The 20,248-nt window shown below is 61.6% G+C and carries 21 protein-coding genes; 3 read left to right on the top strand and 18 right to left on the bottom strand.

Annotation, left to right across the window (positions count from 1 at the left end):
* Nucleotides 1–9 precede the first annotated feature (9 nt).
* The 3 genes from GCT13_RS07290 to GCT13_RS07285 all read right to left on the bottom strand — a co-directional run bounded on the left by GCT13_RS07290 (nucleotide 10) and on the right by GCT13_RS07285 (nucleotide 2,541).
* A complete protein-coding gene (locus tag GCT13_RS07290; protein ID WP_152756427.1) occupies nucleotides 10–822 on the bottom strand; it encodes a hypothetical protein in 813 nt (270 codons plus the stop codon).
* Nucleotides 823–1,001: 179 nt separating this feature from the next.
* Entirely contained in the window at nucleotides 1,002–1,145 is a 144-nt protein-coding gene (locus GCT13_RS48190; RefSeq protein WP_193727595.1) for a hypothetical protein, read from the bottom strand.
* A 91-nt stretch (nucleotides 1,146–1,236) separates the two neighbouring features.
* Complete coding sequence (locus GCT13_RS07285) at nucleotides 1,237–2,541, bottom strand: MFS family transporter (protein ID WP_152756425.1); 1,305 nt, start codon at nucleotides 2,539–2,541, stop codon at nucleotides 1,237–1,239.
* A gap of 406 nt (nucleotides 2,542–2,947) precedes the next feature.
* Between GCT13_RS07285 and GCT13_RS07280 the strand changes: the two genes are divergently transcribed.
* Nucleotides 2,948–5,362, top strand: a complete 2,415-nt coding sequence (locus tag GCT13_RS07280; protein WP_152756423.1) for a hypothetical protein — start codon at nucleotides 2,948–2,950, stop codon at nucleotides 5,360–5,362.
* Nucleotides 5,363–5,721: 359 nt separating this feature from the next.
* A complete protein-coding gene (locus GCT13_RS07275; protein ID WP_152756421.1) occupies nucleotides 5,722–6,552 on the top strand; it encodes a DUF1521 domain-containing protein in 831 nt (276 codons plus the stop codon).
* 112 nt (nucleotides 6,553–6,664) lie between these two features.
* Here GCT13_RS07275 and GCT13_RS07270 read toward each other — a convergent pair whose 3' ends face one another.
* The 15 genes from GCT13_RS07270 to sctC all read right to left on the bottom strand — a co-directional run bounded on the left by GCT13_RS07270 (nucleotide 6,665) and on the right by sctC (nucleotide 19,426).
* The gene (locus GCT13_RS07270) at nucleotides 6,665–6,862 is read right to left on the bottom strand and encodes a hypothetical protein (RefSeq protein ID WP_152756418.1); all 198 of its coding nucleotides are present in this window, start codon (nucleotides 6,860–6,862) and stop codon (nucleotides 6,665–6,667) included.
* A 224-nt stretch (nucleotides 6,863–7,086) separates the two neighbouring features.
* The gene (locus tag GCT13_RS07265) at nucleotides 7,087–8,403 is read right to left on the bottom strand and encodes a FliI/YscN family ATPase (protein WP_227746743.1); all 1,317 of its coding nucleotides are present in this window, start codon (nucleotides 8,401–8,403) and stop codon (nucleotides 7,087–7,089) included.
* A 15-nt stretch (nucleotides 8,404–8,418) separates the two neighbouring features.
* The gene (locus tag GCT13_RS07260; RefSeq protein ID WP_152756414.1) at nucleotides 8,419–10,503 is read right to left on the bottom strand and encodes a flagellar biosynthesis protein FlhA; all 2,085 of its coding nucleotides are present in this window, start codon (nucleotides 10,501–10,503) and stop codon (nucleotides 8,419–8,421) included.
* A 1-nt stretch (nucleotide 10,504) separates the two neighbouring features.
* A complete protein-coding gene (locus GCT13_RS07255; protein ID WP_152756411.1) occupies nucleotides 10,505–11,245 on the bottom strand; it encodes an EscU/YscU/HrcU family type III secretion system export apparatus switch protein in 741 nt (246 codons plus the stop codon).
* Nucleotides 11,242–11,967, bottom strand: coding sequence for an EscT/YscT/HrcT family type III secretion system export apparatus protein (locus tag GCT13_RS07250; RefSeq protein WP_152756409.1), 726 nt, complete (start codon nucleotides 11,965–11,967; stop codon nucleotides 11,242–11,244). Before GCT13_RS07250 ends, GCT13_RS07255 begins: the two co-directional genes overlap by 4 nt.
* Nucleotides 11,967–12,242: a type III secretion system export apparatus subunit SctS gene (sctS, locus tag GCT13_RS07245; protein ID WP_152756407.1), complete on the bottom strand. Its 276-nt coding sequence runs from the start codon at nucleotides 12,240–12,242 to the stop codon at nucleotides 11,967–11,969. The genes GCT13_RS07250 and sctS overlap by 1 nt, the downstream gene beginning before the upstream one ends.
* A complete protein-coding gene (locus GCT13_RS07240) occupies nucleotides 12,239–12,886 on the bottom strand; it encodes an EscR/YscR/HrcR family type III secretion system export apparatus protein (protein WP_152756405.1) in 648 nt (215 codons plus the stop codon). The genes sctS and GCT13_RS07240 overlap by 4 nt, the downstream gene beginning before the upstream one ends.
* The gene (locus GCT13_RS07235) at nucleotides 12,883–13,866 is read right to left on the bottom strand and encodes a FliM/FliN family flagellar motor switch protein (protein WP_152756403.1); all 984 of its coding nucleotides are present in this window, start codon (nucleotides 13,864–13,866) and stop codon (nucleotides 12,883–12,885) included. The genes GCT13_RS07240 and GCT13_RS07235 overlap by 4 nt, the downstream gene beginning before the upstream one ends.
* Nucleotides 13,863–14,594, bottom strand: a complete 732-nt coding sequence (locus GCT13_RS07230; RefSeq protein ID WP_152756401.1) for a flagellar biosynthesis protein — start codon at nucleotides 14,592–14,594, stop codon at nucleotides 13,863–13,865. Before GCT13_RS07230 ends, GCT13_RS07235 begins: the two co-directional genes overlap by 4 nt.
* Nucleotides 14,588–15,163, bottom strand: coding sequence for a hypothetical protein (locus tag GCT13_RS07225; RefSeq protein ID WP_152756399.1), 576 nt, complete (start codon nucleotides 15,161–15,163; stop codon nucleotides 14,588–14,590). Before GCT13_RS07225 ends, GCT13_RS07230 begins: the two co-directional genes overlap by 7 nt.
* Nucleotides 15,160–15,981, bottom strand: coding sequence for a type III secretion system inner membrane ring lipoprotein SctJ (sctJ, locus tag GCT13_RS07220; protein ID WP_152756397.1), 822 nt, complete (start codon nucleotides 15,979–15,981; stop codon nucleotides 15,160–15,162). The genes GCT13_RS07225 and sctJ overlap by 4 nt, the downstream gene beginning before the upstream one ends.
* Nucleotides 15,981–16,313, bottom strand: coding sequence for a hypothetical protein (locus GCT13_RS07215; RefSeq protein ID WP_152756394.1), 333 nt, complete (start codon nucleotides 16,311–16,313; stop codon nucleotides 15,981–15,983). Before GCT13_RS07215 ends, sctJ begins: the two co-directional genes overlap by 1 nt.
* A gap of 66 nt (nucleotides 16,314–16,379) precedes the next feature.
* Nucleotides 16,380–16,565: a hypothetical protein gene (locus GCT13_RS07210; protein WP_152756392.1), complete on the bottom strand. Its 186-nt coding sequence runs from the start codon at nucleotides 16,563–16,565 to the stop codon at nucleotides 16,380–16,382.
* A 102-nt stretch (nucleotides 16,566–16,667) separates the two neighbouring features.
* A complete protein-coding gene (locus GCT13_RS07205; protein WP_152756390.1) occupies nucleotides 16,668–17,768 on the bottom strand; it encodes an FHA domain-containing protein in 1,101 nt (366 codons plus the stop codon).
* A complete protein-coding gene (gene sctC / locus GCT13_RS07200; RefSeq protein WP_321574224.1) occupies nucleotides 17,765–19,426 on the bottom strand; it encodes a type III secretion system outer membrane ring subunit SctC in 1,662 nt (553 codons plus the stop codon). The genes GCT13_RS07205 and sctC overlap by 4 nt, the downstream gene beginning before the upstream one ends.
* A gap of 461 nt (nucleotides 19,427–19,887) precedes the next feature.
* Between sctC and GCT13_RS07195 the strand changes: the two genes are divergently transcribed.
* Nucleotides 19,888–20,217 carry a ribbon-helix-helix domain-containing protein gene (locus GCT13_RS07195; RefSeq protein ID WP_152756384.1) on the top strand — a complete coding sequence of 110 codons (330 nt, stop codon included), beginning with the start codon at nucleotides 19,888–19,890 and terminating at the stop codon, nucleotides 20,215–20,217.
* Nucleotides 20,218–20,248 lie beyond the last annotated feature (31 nt).

Genomic DNA, 20,248 nt, shown 5'->3' with positions numbered 1-20,248 from the left:
CACCCCTGCTCAACTTGTCCAACCCACTGAGAATCGAATAGATCCCTTTTGTGATGTAACTTCCTGCCGCCGCGCCGCGCCGCGCGTCGCCAGCAAGAGACCTGGCCGCGTGTAGGGGCCTAGCTGACTGAGCCCTGCCCAGTCCGGACGTTGCAGCAGTCGCCCCAGCCACGTGCCCTTCAGCAGATTCGAATTGTGGAACCGCGCCCAATCGAAGATTACCGCGCGTGGATAGGTGCTCGCCAGCTTTCCATACTTGATTTCATTGTCCGCGGCTGAGTGATGCGCAACCCGCGACAGGTTGACATTGGACTTTTTCCCGATCGAATCGAGCGAATCTCCGGGGGCGGCATTCTCGATAGCGCGTTTTACCCGACCGATTTTCTCCTTCTGTTCCGGCGAAGGGCTGTCGGCGGTATATATCTCCATCATGCGATTAGCCGCGCCCGCAAGCTTGATCACATCGTCGGTAATGTCCCTGTTGTTTTGGATATCGTCTACGATCGACTGCAACGCTGCGTTGTACTCGTCGAGTGCTTCCGTCATATCCTCGGCCACGACCGCGTCCGTTGCTACCGTCTCGATTTCCTTATCGAGCGGATCGGACTTGGCCTCAGTTACAGCCGCTTTACCTGTCGGTGCATCCGATTTCTTCCGGGCAGGCACCGGCAAGGTGCCGGTGTGCGGCGATTCTCGCGCTGCATGCCTCGCCGGAGCCTCCTTCCTCCCAGCAACTTGAGTGTGTGTGTCCGGGGCATTGTCCGGTTCTTCGGGTTGAGGCTGATCGACCCACGAAGGGTTGCTTTGGGCATTGACTTTCATGAGAACTCCTGCGGAAACGTGCCTCCACTGTCTCATCAAGCCGCCGAGGCACATATGAGCGGCAATTCATTCTCATTTGGTCGCGCACACCGGCACCCATGAACTTACATTTTGTAGCGCCCTATGTAACGTTCTCCGGAATTCAAGTACTTTGAGAAGGCTGGCTGTCGTCGAGCATCTCATGCGGGGCGAGAAGGCTGGAATACGCCAGACAGGTCGGACGCAAGCGCAAGATGCGCCGACAGCAAGATTGCGTCGGCGAGGAAGCTGCTGGCCAGCGGCGTGCCGCCCCAAGCCCTGGCCAGCAATCTGAGCGTATCCATTCAGGCGGTGTATCGGTGGATGTCAGCCTCAGCGTACGTGTTTCTTGTGAGCGCTGAGGCGCCCGATCATCCGCCGGTCCGAGTACGACACTCAATACTCGTTGCGCAAGTAACCTTCTTTCGATGGATCGCGCATGCGGAACGATACGAGACCCGCAATCGCGCATAGAACGGTCACGTACCAGTAGAACATCGGTTCACTGCCCGCCTGCTTGAGCCACAGCGCAACATATTCCGCCGAGCCACCGAAGATCGCGTTCGCGACCGCATATGACAGACCCACGCCCAACGCGCGCACTTCGGGCGGGAACATCTCGGCCTTGATCAGGCCGCTGATCGACGTGTAGAAGCTGACGATGGCGAGCGCGATTACGACCAGCACGAACGCCATGACGGGACTCGTCACGTCCTTCAGCGCATGCAGCAGCGGCACCGTACCGATCGTCGCGAAGAAGCCGAACAGCAGCATCGAATTGCGGCGGCCGATACGGTCGGACAATGCGCCGAAGGCGGGCTGCAGAACCATGAACACGAAGAGCGCAGCCGTCATCACGTAGCTCGCCGTCTTCGCATGCATGCCCGCCGTGTTGACCAGGTACTTCTGCATGTACGTCGTGAACGTGTAGAAGACCAGCGAGCCGCCCGCCGTGAAGCCGAGCACCGTAAAGAACGCGCCCTTGTGCTGCCACATCCCGTGCAGCGTGCCGGCTTCCTTGCGCTGACGCATCTCGGCCGTCGTCGTTTCGTCGAGCGAGCGGCGCAGGTACAGCGCGACGAGCGCCGAGATCGCGCCGACCACGAACGGAATCCGCCAGCCCCATGCCTTCAGCTCTTCCGTCGTCAGCAGCTGTTGCAGGATCACGAGCACCAGCAACGCGAACAGCTGGCCGCCGATCAGCGTCACGTACTGGAACGACGCAAAAAAGCCGCGGCGTCCCTTGAGTGCGACTTCACTCATATACGTGGCGCTCGTGCCGTACTCGCCGCCCACGGACAGTCCCTGGAACAGACGGGCAACCAGTAGCAGCGCGGGTGCAAGCGCGCCGATCTGCGCATAGGTGGGCAAGACGGCGATCACGAGCGAGCCGCCGCACATCATGAACACCGACACCATCATCGAGAAACGCCGGCCGCGTTTATCGGCGAGACGCCCGAAGAACCAGCCGCCGATCGGACGCATCAGGAAGCCCGCCGCGAACACGCCCGCCGTGTTCAGCAGCTGCGTCGTCGTGTTGCCGCTCGGAAAGAACGCGGGCGCAAAGTACAGCGCGCAGAACGAGTAGACGTAGAAGTCGAACCATTCGACGAGGTTGCCCGATGACGCGCCGACAATAGCCATTACACGACGCCGGGTTTCATTTTCTTGAATTTCGATAGGACTATTAAGATTAGTCATAGATTGCTGTTCTCCATTAAATCTCCTGCCTCATTGTGAATATGGACATCGTCTTGCTAAACGCTCTTCCTGGCGCCTTCGTTCGGCATTCTAAATGAATATGAAAGACTATTGTTTGTCGATGAAAAACCAGCCATTGATGATGAACTGTGGGCACTGACCGAACCGCTTTTTGCCTCCGGCAAAGCCACGCGGCCTTCGATATCCCGGTCGCAACCGGTGCCGGACGGAGCAACGTGCGCGCGGACCGGCGCGACGGCCATGGCAAGTACCGCCGCATTCTCGAAAGGCTCCTGTACTGCCTCCTGTAACACATAGAGCCTGGACAGACGAGCTTTAATGAGCTGTGGTCCGGCGCTTTCCTGGTGCCGGGCCCATGTGTGTCCACAACATCCTTGGAGCAATCATGAGCGTATCCACAATCGGCCCGACTTACCCGGTCTACAAGATCGACCACGATGGACAGGACCAACCGACTCCAGACAATTCGGGCCGCTACGGCGGCGACTATCTGCATCCCGAAAGTAAGAAAACGGATAACCCGGGCGGTGACGTGCAACCCACGACGCCCCAAAAAGTACCCACGCCCCCGAAGACGCCCATCGGCAGTTCGGCTCGTGAGCCGTTGGCAGGTGCAACTTCAGACGAACTTCTGCACTTGAGCTACGTATTCGATTCGACGGCGCAAGGTCGTCAAGGAATGCCGCTTGGGGTGTCCAACGATGCGGGCATAGCGGATAAACTGCAGAAGGTGTGCGAGATGGATATGGCCGGCTATCCGCCCGACGTGCAGGACTTCGAGAGTCGCGTATGGGACTCGCAGGCGCTGCTCGCCGCGTTGTCGCCCACTGCCCGCGAGTTCTACGCAGGCGCGCTTGCCACGCTCGACGCCGTATACCGGAATGCCACATCAGCGGATGCGAAAAACCTGATCAAGGCGAAGCTGCTGTCGCTTCAGGATGACATTCGGAACGAATACAACAATGCGATCAACGATCCGCTGGAACGCGTGCTTTCTGTGTTCAACGAGCCCCTCGGCGCGGGCTATCTGAACGCTGACGACAAGCAACGGCTCGCACAGCTCAAGGAGATGCGCCAGAAGTTCCTCGACGCACCGGATGCAGCATCAAGGGAAAAAATCTTCAGGGATGCGGTATCGCTGAAATCCGTGTTGCAGCAGACAGCGATGATCGGCATCGACAAGTACGTCGCCGAGGATAAAAAAAAGTGGGAGGATGCAAACCGGTACGTCAGCCAGATTATCGAGGAGGCAGGCCAGATCACCGATCCGCTGGCGCGCTACAAATCGATCGGCGACAAGCTCTTTTCGCTGAACGCCGGCATGGGCGAGGATGACGTCGCGGACCGCCGCATCCTTGCCTTCACTCAGCGGATGCGCGACGACGTAGATTTGCGCAGCATGCTCGACAAATGGGCAGTCCAGGCCGGCATACCACTCAACGAAGCCGGCGTCGGTGGCGCGCCAAATTACACGGGCATTCTGAATGATCCCCCGCCTGCCGGCCCCGACTACATACGCGATCTTGCCGACCGATATACAGGGGTCCTCAAGGACACGACCAAAGCGGAGCTCGAGGCGAGCAACCGGAAAGTACGGCCGTATCTACAGGTTGCGGAGGGATTCATCCGCTTCGTGCTTGGCATGACGCCGCTGGCTCCGCTCACGGCCGTTCTCGACGAAGCTTCGGTTCTCTCGCCTGAGGCCCGTATGGGGATCGAGTTCGCATCCGGCATATTGGGCTTCCTCGATCCGGCCGGTTTCGTTGAGACGCGGATTGCCTCCTTTGTTTCGGACGTCGCCAGGGAAGCTGAAGAAGACGGCAATGGGGGCTCCACACTGGTGCGCTTGTCGACAGGCACGGCAAGGACGACAGGCGAAGGGGCCGTGGGCGGCACGACCGAAGAGGTGGCAGGCACGGTGCAACCCCGTTACCTACAGGTTCCGGAAGGGCCGACGTACGACCCGGCGCTACTCGCCGCGAAAGCGCGCATCAAGGGCGAGTCGCTGCCCGTGCCCGAAGGCTATCGGGTGCAGGTCGACGCAACCAGTCTGAAACCGGATGAAAATGCCCCGGGCGTTTACACGGACGATCAGTTCCGCCACTACATCAAGAACGGCGATCAACATTACGCGGTCGACTACGATGCCGCCAACGATACGTGGCGCGTGGTTCATCCGGACTCGCCGGGCCGCTACGCCTATCCGGTGAAATACGATCCGGCCAGCCGCACGTGGATGATCAACCCCGACGTCGGCCTGAAAGGCGGCAGCCCGTTGTCGCGGCTGGTTTCGCTGAAGCGTTTCATGAGCGATCCGCGCGTCGCCAAACTGGTTCAGTCGAAGATGCTGAAGCCTCAGAATCCTCATACCTGCTTCCTCGATCACGGCAGCGTGGCAAAGCATGCGGCCGACGTGCCCGATGGGCGCCTTATCCCCGTTTCCACTGGACGGCTCACCGCACAGCAGTTGCGCGCCGAACTCGATAAAGGGCCAGTCGTCCTCAGCGCCCGTAACATCGCGCGGCCCGACTCCAATTACTCGGGGATGCACACCGTCGTGCTGCTCAAGACAGTGAAGGAGGACGGCCGCGAATACGTGCTTGGCATCGACCTCGACGACACCGTGACGCGCAACGGGCAGGCCCAGAGTCTGGACGAAGGCGATTTCGGCGGTGTCGAATATGACATCAACAAGCTGGTCGACGAGGCAGCGCCGTACGTCGATGAAGATACAGGCAACACCCTGGAGATGTATCACCGTCCGGAGCAGAGATCGGGGCTGTGGAGCTGGTGGAAATAGATGCGATCCGCTCCGCCCGAGCGCGACCGGACGCCCCTTCATCGCGCCCGGTGCGGCGTTATCGATCGGGCGGAACACCTGTGCTGTGCGATGGCGTCGCCTGCGTTCGGTGCACGTTGTCGCGAGGAGAGCGGGAGCGGCTTCGCAGCCGTCGCGCGCTCACCCGGCGAGCGCCTCGGCGCGCTAACGCTGCCATGCGCGTATCTCAGCTCTCAGGCGTGATCGTTTCATCGTCTGGCGCAATTCGCGATGCGTTATCTATTCAGTACATGCGGCAGGCCATTGATCTCTAGACTACGCCTACCGGATCGAACAGGCCCGAGCCTGTTTTTTCCGGCAGTTGCAAACAACCATCCTGATTGAAGAATCAACCGTTCAAGGAATCATCCATGCAAGCAACATTCGACAGTACCGCCCACGCATTCATCGACATGTCATCCGCATTCACGGGGACCCGCGCCCTGTCTCAAAGCGTGATGCAACCGTTCAATCCCATCCCGTTTGAACCTGGCTTTGGCGGTAACTTCATGCCGAGCCAGGAAATCGATGCAACGAGTTATTCGCAGCAGTATTCGCAAACGCCGCATGGCATCTCTGAGCAGATGTCCGCGAGCAACTTTCACCAGTCCAGTGGCCCGTTTGGTTTTGAGCAGTCGTTCAGTTACGACAGCTTCCGGTACCAGCAAGACGCTCCGACCTGTGGTGGCCAGAACAACAACTGGAGCAATACGGAGGTCAAGGACGGCAAGTCGTCCATCGATCTTGGCGACTACAAGCTCGATCTGAACAAGAAAGACTCGTCGATCAACATGACGAACAAGCAGACGGCCGAGACGACCCGTATCTGGGGTGATCCTCACATCGACACCAATGGCACGTCGGGCATGTTCAAAGGCCCAATGTCGTTCAATCTGCCTAATGGGACGAAGGTGACTGTCGGGACACAGTCGCAGGGCAATGTCAGCTACGCCGACAATGTGACGATCACGCGGGGCAACGACGCTTACGTGGTTCACGGTCTGAGCGAGAAGGACAGCAATCCGCTGACCGTGCAACACCAACACAACGGTCGCCAGCTCGACGCAGAGACACCGGACGGCTATTCGCTCGTCTCCAATGGCAAGGGCAAAGGCTGGATCGATCCGCAGACGGGCCGCGCGCCGACTGCGGGGGACTTCAGCAAGCACTGATCGTAGTCAGGGTCGCCGGAATACGGCGACCCAATGAGTGATCTTTCCGTACCGCAAGAGTGCCGCAAGCTCGCACAGCCGATAACAGCGTGCTCCATTCACCGTTTGACCATCAGTCTTCTGGATCGCCGCCCTCCTGCTGCGCAGCCTTGAGACGGCGTCCGCGCTCCCGTGCATCGGCCGCGCCAAACATTTCCCGCTGCAAGGCGCGGGACGCGGATACGACCTGCACCTCTGCCAGCCGTTCGGCGCGTAACGCGACAGCAAGCGCCTCTTCCAGTGCGAACCTGCCGGCGTCGTGCCGATGCAAGGCCAGCCGCCACAGCGGCGCCCTTCGATCACCATACGCGCATGCGGCGAGAATCTCGCAGCGCCTTGCCTCATGACACGCGATCGCATTTCTTTGCCGCGCGGTTTCGGCTGCTGCGCGCTGGACCTGAACGCGAGCCTCGTTCAAGAGGCGGCGCTTGCGCTCGACTCGTAGCTGCCGGACGCGTGCAAGCAGCGCCCACAAGCGCAGCTGCGCCGCGTCCTTCATTTGCGCGGCTCACGGCAAAGCGCGCGCAGCGACGCAATCGTGTTCTCCCAGTCGCAATATTCGTCATGACGCTGACGAAGAAAGCGCTCGATCATCTCGTGCCGCTCGATTGCCTGATCGCTTGCGAGATCATTTCCACGCCGGTATTCGCCGATCTGCAGCAGCAACTCGAGTTCCTGATACCGGCTCATCCAGCCACGCACCCGGCTGGCATTGTCGCGATGCGCGAGGTCCGTCACGCGCGTCATCACGCGGCTCTTGCTCTTCAGCACATCGATGGCCGGATAGTGTCCTGCCGCGCCGAGGCGACCCGACAGCTGGATGTGCCCGTCGAGCAGCGAGCGCGCCTCTTCCGCGATAGGGTCCGACATCTCTTCGTCTTCGGCCAGCACGGTGAAGAACGCAGTGACCGCGCCCTGCCGCGTGAGCCCCGCCGCTTCGACTAGCTTCGGCATCTCGGCGAATACGCGCGGAGGATAGCCGCGGCGCACGGGCGGCTCGCCGACCGCAAGTCCGACCTCACGCAGCGCGCGCGCATAGCGCGTCAGGGAATCGAACAGCAGCAGAACCTGCTTTCCGTCGGCGCGCAGTTCGCTCGCGACGCTGCACGCAAGCTCGGCGGCCTTGATGCGCTCCGCCGCCGGCCGCTCGGACGTCGACGCGATTACCACCGACGACGCGCGCCGTGAACCGAGGTGATCGTGAATGAACTCGGCCACTTCGCGGCCACGCTCGCCGATCAGCGCGACGACAATCGCATCGACGGTCGCGCCATTCGCGATCATGCCCATCAGCGTGCTCTTGCCGCCGCCTGCCGGCGCGAAGATGCCGACCCGCTGACCGACTCCACAGGACAAGAGGCCGTCGATTGCCCGCACACCCGTCGCGAATGGCGTGGAAATCACCGGGCGGTCGAGTGGATTGATACGCATCAGCCCGCCCGCCGACTGCCGCGCGCTTGCCGTTGCTGGAGTCGGGCCGCCGTCGAGCGGCCGGCCTAGCCCGTCGACCACCCGCCCGAGCAACGCGGGCGCGTCGACGCGCCCCCATTCGAGCCCGCAGCCTTCGACCCTGGTGATATTCGACAATCCCGCGAGCCCGTCGAGCGGCACGACGAGTGCCCCGTCCTGAGTGAAGCCGACCACCTCGCCGAGTTGCGCTTCGAGCGTATCGGGCCGGATAAGCCGCACCATTTCGCCGATGCGCAGCGACGCGCCCACTACACGAACGACGACGCCCCGGGCTTCGACGATCCTGGCATTGAGCGCCGGCGGGCTCGACAGCAGCCGCGGCGCTGGCACGAGCGTTTTCATCTTGTCGTTCATCGATTACAAAGATCGAGCCGGCGCGAGCGTCGCGATCACGCGGACGCGATACGTGTCGCGTGGAATTTCCTCCATCGCGAGCACTTCGGTGCGAATGCCCAGCATGCGCAGAACGTGCGCGAGATGAGGACGCAGACGAGCCGTCGTCACGACGACGCGCGCCGTACTGTTTTGAGCCGCAAAAACCCGCTGCACGCTTTCCAGTTGATCGGCGTCGAGCGCGCATTGCGGCTCGCCGTTGGGATCATCGGCAATTTGCGCTTCGAGATCGGCTTCCCATGATGGTTCGAGCACGGCGGCGTTCACTTCCCAGTTGTTCAGATCCGCGTGTGAGCGCACCAGTTGCGGCGCGAGCGCGATGCGTGCCTCGCGCACCATCCGGTCGAGCGAGCGCTCGCCGTCCGGCACGCGAACGATGGCTTCGAGAATGCCGCGCAGATTGCGGATCGGCACTCGCTGCTCAAGCAGACTGCGCAGCACGGAAGCAAGCTGTACCGTGGTGACCGCCTGTTGAACCTGCGTCACGAGTTCGCGGAATTCGAGGTTGATCTGATTCAGCAGAAAGCGCGTCTCCTGTGTGCCGACAAACGACGCGGCACGCTGCTCGCACACCTCCGTCAGGTGATCGCAGAGCGCTGCGTCGGCACTCGATTTCGTGACTTGCGCGTCGTCGATCGCAGCGGCCGACTGCGCGGGCACCCACACCGACTTCTCCGCGCGAGGGTGATAGCCCGGCATGCCGTCTATCGTCACGCGCGCCGCATCGCCGCTCATCAGCACGTGGCCCGCGACGAGCGAGCCGCCGGAGACGGGCACGTCGTCGATATCGACGATATAGCGATGTTCTTCGAGACGTGTATCGCGCAACAGTCCAAGGCCCGGAAACGGCACGCCGAGACGCACCGTCAGGTCGCGGCGCAATTGCGCGAGCCGCCGGTTGAGTTCGTCCGGACGCAGCGCTTCGCAGGCCGCTGCGCCAAGCCGCACCCGAAGCAGCGAGCTCGTGCCCAGCTCCACGTCGTCGAGAAGGCGCTGCACGTAGCTTGCGCCATCGCGCGTCATCGCCGGCATTTTCGGCCGCACCGAGCGGTCCGTCGCTGCACGCTCGCGTATCATCGCCACGGCCATGCCGATCAGCGCGGCCGCCGCGAGAACGAACTGGACGTGAGGAAACCCGGGAATCGCCGCGAGCGCAAGACATGCGGTGCCCGCCATCGCCAGCGCCTTCGGATGCAGCGAGAGCTGCCTGAAGATATCTCCGCCGAGATTCCCGCCACCGCTGCCCGACGACACACGCGTGACCAGCAAGCCCGCCGAGATGGATACGATCAGCGACGGAATCTGCGACACGAGACCATCGCCAACCGTCAGGATCGTGTACGTGTGCAGCGCGTCGCTGAACGACATGCCTCGTTGAGCGATGCCAACGGCAAGACCGCCGGCGATATTCACAAGCGCGACGACGAGCCCCGCAATGGCGTCGCCCTTGACGAACTTCATCGCGCCGTCGAGCGAGCCATAGAAATAGGTTTCGCGTTCCAGCTCGCCACGCAGCCGGCCGGCGTCGGACGGAGCGATCAGCCCGCTGCGCAGATCGGCGTCGATGCTCATCTGGCGACCGGGAATGCCGTCGAGCGTAAAGCGTGCCGACACTTCGGCGACGCGGTCCGCTCCCTTCGCGACAACGATGAACTGGATCGCCGACAACACGACGAACACCACGATACCGACGGCCACATTGCCGCCAACCACTATCTCGCCAAAAGCACCGATGATCTGTCCGGCATGCGCGTTGAGCAGAATCATCTTTGTCGACGCAATCGCGAGCGCGAGCCTCAATAATGTCGTCACGAGAAGCAAGGACGGAAAGCTCGATAGCTCCACCGGCCTCGCGGCGTAGATCGTCGCCGTGAGCATCACGAAGCTGGCCGTGAAACTCACGCAGATGAACAGATCGAGTATGAATGGGGGAACGGGCAGGATCAGCAACATCAGCACGCAGAGCAGGCCACCCCCCGCCGCGAGATCAGCATGTCGTGCAATCAGGCCCGGCACGTCGATGCCGCCCAACTTCGAATTCTTCATCATGTCAGCGGCTCAACTCCCTGTGCATGGCTCGGCGGCGACCCTTGATGTGCGGATCGCCCTCTTCGTCGCGGTATTCACGCTTGATTTCGTTCTTGTCCATTCTCAGCCGCCGCCGCCACTGAAAGCGCTGCAATCCGAAGTCGACAGCGGCGGGTGCGAGTTGCGACACGCTCATCATGGCCAGCAGACGCGCAAGCGACTGGCCTGTTGCGCTCAGCTGTCCAGCGAACGAAAGCGCAAACGAGGGCAGCAGCTGCGTGCACCATGTCGCGAGCGCATGCCAGAAGATGAACAGCAAGATGGAAAACTGCGCCAGCGTGATCGCGGTGTCGATCAGCGTCTTCAGGCCGAACAGGTTCTTGATTCCTGTCACCGGATTCAGGCGTTTGATGTCCGGCAGCACGCGCTTGAAGGCGATCACACCGCCTGTTTGCGCTGCTTCGGGCACGACGATCGCAAGCGCGCCGACGCCGAGCGTCGCGAGCACGACGGTCAGCGCCTCTGCGAGCGCGCCCGTTACCTGCACGTAGCGCTCGGCGAACGGCCGCGTCTGATCGATCTGCACGACCGTTTCCACCACATGTACGCAGACCTGATAGACATGCGGCGCTTCGATCACCAGAAACAGCCACCAGAAGAGGCCGCTCACCGCCGTCGTCACGTGCGCGCTCTTCGCGATGTCCCCTTCCTTGCGCGCGCGTCGCAGCCTTTGAGGAGTCGTGGCTTCTGTCTTGTCGCTCATTTCAGTATCGCGCTTCGCAGGAAGATAGCGTTGAGTCGCTCGAACAGGACCGGCACGCAGAAGACAATCGTGAACGAAAGCACGATTGCCTTCACGGTGCGTGCGGTGGTGAACGGGTTGATCCGCTTCGCGTAGCGGGACATCAATCCCAGCGAGACATCGACGAGCAGCATCAGGCCGATGAGCGGCATCGCGAACTGGACGCCCTCGGTGATCGACAGCGCCAGTCTTTGCTCCGCCAGCTCGCGCATCACGCGCATGTAATCGGGACGCGGCGCGCCTGCCGGCCAGAGCGCCCATGCATCGGCGAAAAAACCGTAGACAGCCCGCAGCCCTGTGCCGGTGAAAAACGTCAACGTGGCGAACCAGACGAAGAGCCTCTCGAAGAGCGCCGACTCGTCGCGAAAGTTCGGGTCATAGGCCGCGCCGATCGTGTAGCCGCCTTGCTGATCGATCAACGCGCCGGCCGCGGCGGCGGCATGAAATGCCACGCTCAGCAGCAGGCCGAGCGTCAGACCGACCAGCACTTCAACCGCAGTCGCGGCGATCGGGTTGGCCGGCCAGCCGATCTGCTGCGGCAGCGTCGCGAACATCAGCATCAACGGCACCCGCAACGTGATGCCGAGCGACTCCTTGCCTCCAAACGGAATCAGCGATAGCGCGATGGCCGGCCGGATGCTGCAGAACGCGAACCCTTCGATATATCCGATGACATCGGCCATCACTGCAACCTGCCCGCCGCGATATAGGACAACGCATGCTCCAGAAAACGGGCGACCTCATTGTTGCCCCACGGCATCGCGACGATCATCACCAGCCCCACACCGATGATCTTCGCGCCATACGGCAGAGCCTGATCCTGAATTTGCGTGATGGATTGCACGAGCCCGAGCAGAACACCGATCGCCGTGGCGACCGCGAGCGCGGGTAGCGAGAGCCAGAAGACGAGCAGCAATGCATCGCTCGACAGCGAACCAAGGGAAGGATATGAATTCATTTTGCGTAACTGACGATCAGGCCGTGCATCAGCTTTGAAATGCCTGAGACGGACACGAGCACAAAGAGCTTCAACGGTGTCGAAACCGTGGTGGGCGACAGCATCACCATGCCCATTGCCGTCAGCACGTTGGCCACGACGAGGTCGATGATGAGAAACGTCATGTAAAGCAGGAAGCCCGCTTCGAAGCCGCTCGAAATTTCGCTGATCATGAACGCGGGGATCAGCAGCGAGAAGTCGGTCTCCTGTGCGTCGCGCGCGGGGTCAATGCGCTTTGCCGCCGTCACCATGAAGGCGCGCTCGGCGGGCCGCGAATGTTCGAGCATGAATTCGCCGAGCGGCCCGCGCACGGCCCGATAGACCTCCGTGACGTCGGGCAGCTCGCCGCGCTCGATGCGCTCGTCGAGTGACAGATCGGCGCCGATCTTGCCCACGGTCGGCGCCATCACGACGAGCGTAGCCGCGAGCGCCAACGCCGAAATCGCCATGTTGCCCGGCGCCTGCTGTACGCCAAGCGCGGAACGCAGCAGTGTCAACACGATGCTGAACTTGGTGAACGACGTGGTCATCGTCACAATCAACGGAAGCAGTCCGAGGACAAAAAACAGAACGATGATCTGGAAGTTGACAGCCTGCTCTCTCATGATCCCGTCTGTGTATCCGCCATGTGTGCCAGGTCGACGATGCGTACACCCAGAGCGTCGTCGATGTCGATCAGTTCGCCGCGCGCAAATGGAACGCCCTGGCATAGCAACAAGACCGTGTGCCTGCGCACCGGCAATTGCAAGGACACGATCGAACCGGCTCGCAAGCGCGTCAGCTCATCGAGCGTCAGCGACAGCGTGCCGATCACGGCATCGAAAGAAAACGTGAGCGCGCTGGCGGGAATCAGTTCGCTCGTCATCTCGGCGGATGCGTTGGCATCGTCGATCATCGGACGGTCTATCGACATGTAATCTCCTGAAGGTTGAAGCAGAATGCGGCGCGCGCCGTGGCGAAGCGGCAGGCGCATGTACTGTGACGTACGGTTGAGAAGCAGCGCATCGCCGCGCCTGATCTTGCGCAGGCGCCGCAGCGTCAAGGCGGGTCCCGCCATGCACACGGACACGGGCAGCACGAGCCGACGCGCGAGCGGTGTCGGGTCTTCGATGGGAACCGGCTGGCGCTTCAGCCATTGATCGACTGCAGGGCTGTCCAGCGCAAAGTGCGCAGCACGATGGCTTCTTGCATGCGTGACGACAAGGCCGTATGCGCCAGGCTGCGGCACCGCATCGAATGACACGCCCGTCACGCTGATCGCGAATCCGAACACGCCTTCGAGCGCGCTCAGCCAGTCATCGAAGGCTTCCTCGATTAGCAGGTGGGCACTCTCTCCCGCCTGCGCCAGCGATTGCCGGGCCAATTCGGGAAACAGCGCCTGCGCGTCGCAATCGAGCGTAAGCGGCGTGCCCACGGCTTGTGCATGAAGCCGCAACGGATAGCTCGCGCGACAGGGTTCGAATTGCATCGTGAACGTTCGCTTGCCCACGCTGACCGAGTAGGCCATGCCAAAGTGCAGCGCGGCAATGTTGTGGCGCTCCGCGTGGATGAGCGAGATCCGCTCCATGTCTCGCCACGGACTCATTTGAAATCTCCGCCATACTGCATTTCACAAGGCCGCGCGAGAACGTCGATCACGTCGCGCAAGCCGCTCTCGACCACGGCGAACTTCTTCGCTGATTCGCCGTCGATGTAGCGGTACTCGTCCAGCACCGCCGCGATCGCGTCTCTCATGCCGCGCTCCAGCGCGCGCAGTTGCGGCGTCAAGCTGCCGTCGATCACGCCGCGCTCGGTTTCGATGACGAGCGAATGAGGCGGCAAGCCCGCGTCGGCCAGCACCACGAATAGCGGGACGTCGAGCTCATGTTCGAGCGCGCTGACGATGCGCTGTGTCTCTTCGCAATCGTCCGCAGATACCCGCACCGACAACACCTGTTGCGTACGCGACGCACCAATGCAGCGCCGCAGCCGGTTCCGCAGCAACATGCCGGCAGGGAGTTCGCCGACTATCTCGACGATCGCTTCCAGTGCGACACCGGCGAGACGCTCTTCCAGACAGCGGGATGCGAACGATGCGGCGGCGGACGGCGCAAGGAATTCGTGAAGTGCGGCCTCGCGTCCCGCGTCATATCCGCGGCGCCACGCCCGGCGCTTCAACGCACGCGCGCGCTGCGCGAGACAGGCGCTCGCGTATTCGGCGTCCCGCGCGCGGGATGCTTCGACTTCCCGCAAACCCTCCAGCCCGCAGAGCTCGGCGGACGACACGTAGCCATCCGACTCCACACGCCACTCGCCCTTCCGGCAGATCAACATGCTTCACCTCCTGCAAGCGCGTACGCGGCATCGAGCAGATCGCAGGCGTTCTGGGCGCTCATGCCGCCGACCCGAAAGTGCGCCGCGCGTTGCGCGAGCGCGCACGGCAGGCGCAATTCCGTCAGCACGCGCAGCGCCGGATCGCCCAACGCGTGCAGCGCGAGCCGCAGGCCGGCCGCCGTCATGTCGGCGCGATCGAACACATTGAGCGTCGCCCCCAGGTCCGCGTCCTCGTATTCGCCGCGCGAATCACGTTGAATTGCGCACAGCACACGCGGCGCAACGAGGGAAGCGAACGTCTCATGCGCCGCTCCGCTGATCACCCTGCGCAGCGAACGCGCGTGTGCGAGCGCCGCGGTCACGCGCAAGACCTTCGCGCATGCCGGGCGCGGCAACGTGGCAAACCGTGGCGCGGGCGGCATCGCGTGCACGGCAGTCAATTGAGGAAAGCGCGCGAGCAGACGGGCGTTCGCATCGGCCTGCGCCCGCTCGGTGAGAGCGGGTACGCCGCGCGGCAGCCAGCTGTGGTGCGCCCACTTCGACAGGGCAAGGACGGGGACGCGGGTCATGATGCTCCTCCGCCGTCGGAGGAGTCCGGCTGTTCGTCAGCAAGCGCCTCTGCCGTCTTCTTGAGCTTTCGTCGCTGGTAGAAGGTCGGCGTGAACGAGCGAATACCTTTGTGCCAGACCCACGCCGATACGATCAGCAACATGGCCATCACCGTCATGGCGATCAACGTCAACGTGGCGTCGTGGCGCGCTGCCTCACCGGGTGCGGCAACGTATGCGCCGCTGTCGCTGCCCGCGTCGCGTGATTCAACAACTGGCGTGACGGGAATGAACGTCAGGTACACATGATCAGGCGTCAGCCCTTCGACGCTGCCCGCGACGAGGCCGCGAATCTTGTCCCTCATGTATTCGAGGTTGTAGTCGCTGCGATAGCGCAGCATCACCGACGCCGACGGTGGCGTGACCTGCCGCATCAGCGGATCACGCTCCGGCTGCACGATGTGCACGCGCGCCACCAGCACTCCGTCGATCTTTTCGAGAGTTTCCGATAGCTCCTGCGTCAAGCCGTACACATAACGCACCCGGTCTTCGTCGGGATTCGAAATCAACCCCTGCCGGCTGAACAGATCACCGAGATTCGCATGACTGCCGTGAGGCAGTGCATATTCGCGCGTAATCTCGGTTGCGGTGACGATGTCATCGCTTTCGACAGACACGTTCCACGTCTTGTCGGTGTTGCGTTCCTTGGCTCCCTCGATGCCGTGCTGGCTCAGCACGGCAATGATCTGGTTGGCCTGGTCCTCTTCCAGGCCCTCGAACAGTGACGATTTGCAGCCGACGAGGAATAGCAGCGGCAGCAGGATCAGTGCGTAGCGCATCAGTTTCTCTGTGTAAGTGTGTTGAGTGCCTGGTCGAATTTTTCCGCGATATTTTTCGCCATCGCGGCAGTTTCCTGCATGTGATCGAGGTCTCTCTGCAGATCAAGAAGAATGAGCAGCCTGGCCGTCGAGGACCGGCTTCTCGCATACGCGTTTTGATCGCTTGCGATACGCTTGTCCTGACTTTTGCAGATTTCCTCCGCACGATCGAACATCTGGCCGACGAGCGAACCCCCGGCATCGCCAAACGGGTTGTCGGGCGATTGAACCGATCTGGGATCCGAAGCGGAATCCGGCGGGAACAAGTTCATCACCACTGGTTGCAATTGCATGTCGTTGCCTCTCTTCAACGATGGATCGATTGGAGGCGCCGTAAATACAGCGCCTCTTTCACACGATTACTTCATGTTCTGCAGCACGGACATGCGGTCCTGGTGCTTTCTCGCTTGCTCATTGCTTGCTTTCGTGATTGCCTCCGAAGTAGAGTCTTGAGCCTTCTGATCGTTAAGATCCTGGCCGACCTGAGCGTTGGGAGTACCGCCGTTTGCGTACGGCGACGGCGTTGCAGCATTTGTCACATTCATGATTAAGACTCCAAATTAAAATAGTCACGCGCGTATTATTTTTCTACGACTAATCACACCGAGTCACGCGCAAACACTCGGCGAGAAAACCTGTCCTGATGCTCAGCTACATTTGCCGCTGACTTTTCCGCCCTTGGCGGAGAACTCGTATGCCGTTCCGTCGTCATTGCGCATGATCGTCACCGTGCAACGCGAGATGCTCGTGATCCTGCCGAGCTGCAATTGCGCGCCACTGAAATAGCGCACGCCTTTGCTGTCGACGAGCCACGTCCCATGCGCCGAACGCCCCAGGTTCATGCCGATGGCTTCGAGGGGCGCGCGCACGGGACCGTTATCCACCACATGTCCCGCAAACCTGATGTCCCGCAAACCGATGATCGATTCGCGCGCAAGGCGCGCAACGCGTCCGTAATCCCACGACTCCGGCAGAACGTATGCATCTTCGGCCGGCGGAACGATCGTGAACGAGCCCGGCGCGCCCGGCTCGATCCGCGCGTCGCGGTAGTACTTCTGCAGAAAGTCCGCAAGCTGCTCCTTCAGCTGATCGACTGCGATCACGCGTATCACGGGTGCACGCGTATCGCGGCGGGCATTCGCGATCAATGAGGCAAGATCCGGCGAACCCGGCACATAGCCTTCGTAGACGTATGCATGCGTCTTCGGATCTTCATGCACGGTCACAAAGCGGAATGCACCTTCAAGGCGCGGCGGCTTGCGCTCGACGTCGTGCGGACCGTAGATCCCATATATCGCCCCTGCTCCCGCCGACATCATCAACAGCAGCAGCGTCAGCTTCGTGCCGCGCGAGGCCAGCGCCCAACGCTTCGCGACATACGCGAGCGGCGCATGCGCCAGCAACCACGCAAGCTCGGCGTGGCGCACCGCATCCGGCGTCAGCAGATCGCGTCCGCTGAACTGCAATTGCGCATCGCCCACCGTGAAGGACGCACCGCGCGTCAACACCGTGGCCTTGCCCGGTGCCAATGGATAGCCGAATACCGACACGCCGTCATGAAGCGCAGTCAGCTTCAGCACGTTGCCGCTCAGGCGAACGGTTGCGTGGTGAGGGGCGATGCCGTTGTCGACGAGCACGAGATTCGCAGCCTCTGCGCTGCCGATCGTCAAATCGTGGCCGTCGGACAGCAGCACGCTGGCGCCAGCATGAATGCCGACCGTAACGGCAATGATTCCGCCTGTGCTCATCGAATCTGCCCCTTGGTCGCAGTTGCGCCGGGCGGAAGGCCAGGCGGAAGCGGGGGAAGCGCACCCATCCACGCCGGCACGCTGGCCGCGCGCTGCCGCATTGGCGCGCGCGCGGTCGCGTCGCTACCGACCAACTCGGGTGACGGCTGCGCGGGCGCCGAAGACAAAGGCGCACTCGCGGCGGCAGGCTGCGCAGCCTGGTTCGTCATCGGCTTGATGCGCGGTGTAATCAGGATGAGCCGTTCAAGACGCTCGACCCGCGTCTGCTTGTCGCGAAACAATGCGCCCATGTACGGCAGATCCCCCAGCACGGGCACTTGCGAGGTGGACGTTTCGCTGTGCTCATATTGGTATCCGCCGAGGAGCAGGCTCTCTCCGTCCGCGATGACGGCTTGCGTCATGATCGAGTGGTTATTGACCTTGGGAATGCCATCGACGGAGAGCGACGAATCGAATGCACCATCGTCGATCTGCACGCTCAGCAGAACGTTCTTCGCGCCATCCGGCATGGACTCGACAGTAGGCGTGACCTTCAGCGTCAGCCCCGTATCGACGTTGTAGAGGTCTACGTCCTGATTGCCTGCGACTCGCACGTACACGGAGTTGCGCGAGGACAGAACCGCCTCCGAGTTGTTCAACGTCAACACCTGCGGCCGGGACAGGATGCGCGCCTTGCCGCTGGTTTCCAGCGCGTGAATCCTTGCGAACAGGTAGCTCGCCGAATTGCCGATCATCGTGGCCAGATTCACGCCAGCCAGCACAGGTACGATCGACGCATCCGTTGCCGCGTAAGCGGCACCCCAATCGCCCTTCGATCCGCCGCCCCAGCGTATGCCCAGCTCGCTCGCAGCATCCGTCGACACATCGATGATGACCGCCGTGATCTCGACGAGATCCTCCGGCTTGTCGAGCATTGCGATCGTGCGCTCGTAGCTCGGCATCATCGACGGCACGTCATGGATCACAACCGAATTCGTGCGCGCATCGGCGACGATGTTGCGTCGCATCGGCGTCGCATCGGTGCGAATCGCTTCAGCGTCCGGCAACGGCGTGTCGATCGCGGGCGCCGCATCGGCCAGGCCCAACCCGCGCAGGCTCGGCAACGGCGGCGGCCCGCCGCGCGCGACGCGCGGCTGGTTGCGCAACCTCATGGAGGCCTCCCGGGCCGGCACGGAAACGGGAACATCGGCCATCAGCTTGCGCAACAGCGACGCCACACCTGGCACGATCTGCTGCCGGTTGCCAGATGTGTATGTGATGTCCTGTGCCTGCGCATAGTGAAGTGGAAAGACGCGAATCTCCGTCTCGTCGGCGGCAGGGCTGACGGTGGTCTGCTGCTGCGCCTGCGCGATGGCGTCGGCAATCGCATCGACGAATTCCGACGGGCCGGACGCGACGGCTGTGACATCCGAATACCGAACGGGGAGGTGGCTGTCGTCGAGGCCGAGGCTCGACAGCAAGCTGGCCACGGCTTCGCGTGTCATCGGAGCAAACGGGATCGTCCGGCGTCGGATATCTGACGCGGACGAGACATGAATCACATGACCGTCGAAGTACCAGGCGAGTCCGTACGCTTCGATCAGTCTGGCGAACACGCGCGCAGGCGGTTCGTCGAACGCGCCGTTGACAGGGTCCTTCAGGCCGCGTGCGACTTTCACCTGAAGATCACCTGCGCTCGCCACCTCTCTCAACACATCGGACAGCGGTGTATCCCGTGCGAAGTAATGCATCGCCTCCGTGCGCCAGACCGGTTCTACAGCACTGCCCGACGATGCGTGCAACACGATTCCCGCAACCACGGCGCGACGTATGCCTGCGGCGGCTACATATCGCCTTGCACGCCTTCTTCCGCTTTTTGCGCGTACGTCACGCCGCGTCATGAACATATGATTTTCCTCGTAGACCTGTCGAATGCGACTTGACGAGAATTTATCTTCGCCTGCGCTTGTCAGGTCATACGGATATACCACCGCGACAGGCGTGAGTCAGCGAGCATTGCAAGCATGATCTCTGTATGGAGGCTAAAACAAAATTCAATATTCCTAACTATATGGAATACCTTGAAGTTTCACGAAAAAAGAAATTCCCGTAGGGATGTCAAAGAAATTGTGAGAATCAAATGGCAAGCACAACGTATTGCAGCTTCAACGCTGATCTGCTGAAACCAAGACAGAGGTCAGTTCGCGTTAACGGTCTCGCGACGTGTCTCAGGCTGGAAGAAATCTACTGGTCGATCATTGAGGAACTTGCCCGTGAAGAATCGCTGAGTGTCGGCAAGTTGATATCACGATGGGCGATGGAAATGGATCTTTCACACGAGTACGTGTGGAACTTTACCGGCTACGTACGTGTGATCTGCGTCGTGCAGTTGATCAAGCGCGTAGGTTCAGCTCATCTGATGGATTTCGACCCATCACCTGCGTCGCCTAAAACGCGGAACGTTCGATAGCGCCTGGCGCTCAACACACGCATTCACTCTT

It is taken from the genome of Paraburkholderia franconis (assembly GCF_009362735.1).
In the GTDB taxonomy this organism is placed as follows: domain Bacteria; phylum Pseudomonadota; class Gammaproteobacteria; order Burkholderiales; family Burkholderiaceae; genus Paraburkholderia; species Paraburkholderia franconis.
Note: the sequence above shows the minus strand (reverse complement) of the source record. Positions and strands in the feature narration are given on the sequence as shown.

What these genes read in the sequence shown, in the direction of transcription:
- GCT13_RS07210 (WP_152756392.1), bottom strand. Translation starts at nt 16,565, where the DNA reads ATGAATGTGACAAATGCTGCAACGCCGTCGCCGTACGCAAACGGCGGT.
- sctS (WP_152756407.1), bottom strand. Translation starts at nt 12,242, where the DNA reads ATGAATTCATATCCTTCCCTTGGTTCGCTGTCGAGCGATGCATTGCTG.
- GCT13_RS07225 (WP_152756399.1), bottom strand. Translation starts at nt 15,163, where the DNA reads ATGACCCGCGTCCCCGTCCTTGCCCTGTCGAAGTGGGCGCACCACAGC.
- GCT13_RS07250 (WP_152756409.1), bottom strand. Translation starts at nt 11,967, where the DNA reads ATGGCCGATGTCATCGGATATATCGAAGGGTTCGCGTTCTGCAGCATC.
- GCT13_RS07240 (WP_152756405.1), bottom strand. Translation starts at nt 12,886, where the DNA reads ATGAGAGAGCAGGCTGTCAACTTCCAGATCATCGTTCTGTTTTTTGTC.
- GCT13_RS07230 (WP_152756401.1), bottom strand. Translation starts at nt 14,594, where the DNA reads ATGTTGATCTGCCGGAAGGGCGAGTGGCGTGTGGAGTCGGATGGCTAC.
- GCT13_RS07285 (WP_152756425.1), bottom strand. Translation starts at nt 2,541, where the DNA reads ATGACTAATCTTAATAGTCCTATCGAAATTCAAGAAAATGAAACCCGG.
- GCT13_RS07280 (WP_152756423.1), top strand. Translation starts at nt 2,948, where the DNA reads ATGAGCGTATCCACAATCGGCCCGACTTACCCGGTCTACAAGATCGAC.
- GCT13_RS07205 (WP_152756390.1), bottom strand. Translation starts at nt 17,768, where the DNA reads ATGAGCACAGGCGGAATCATTGCCGTTACGGTCGGCATTCATGCTGGC.
- GCT13_RS07255 (WP_152756411.1), bottom strand. Translation starts at nt 11,245, where the DNA reads ATGAGCGACAAGACAGAAGCCACGACTCCTCAAAGGCTGCGACGCGCG.
- GCT13_RS07215 (WP_152756394.1), bottom strand. Translation starts at nt 16,313, where the DNA reads ATGCAATTGCAACCAGTGGTGATGAACTTGTTCCCGCCGGATTCCGCT.
- GCT13_RS07265 (WP_227746743.1), bottom strand. Translation starts at nt 8,403, where the DNA reads ATGAAAACGCTCGTGCCAGCGCCGCGGCTGCTGTCGAGCCCGCCGGCG.
- GCT13_RS07235 (WP_152756403.1), bottom strand. Translation starts at nt 13,866, where the DNA reads ATGAGTCCGTGGCGAGACATGGAGCGGATCTCGCTCATCCACGCGGAG.
- sctJ (WP_152756397.1), bottom strand. Translation starts at nt 15,981, where the DNA reads ATGCGCTACGCACTGATCCTGCTGCCGCTGCTATTCCTCGTCGGCTGC.
- GCT13_RS48190 (WP_193727595.1), bottom strand. Translation starts at nt 1,145, where the DNA reads ATGGATACGCTCAGATTGCTGGCCAGGGCTTGGGGCGGCACGCCGCTG.
- GCT13_RS07290 (WP_152756427.1), bottom strand. Translation starts at nt 822, where the DNA reads ATGAAAGTCAATGCCCAAAGCAACCCTTCGTGGGTCGATCAGCCTCAA.
- GCT13_RS07195 (WP_152756384.1), top strand. Translation starts at nt 19,888, where the DNA reads ATGGCAAGCACAACGTATTGCAGCTTCAACGCTGATCTGCTGAAACCA.
- GCT13_RS07260 (WP_152756414.1), bottom strand. Translation starts at nt 10,503, where the DNA reads ATGATGAAGAATTCGAAGTTGGGCGGCATCGACGTGCCGGGCCTGATT.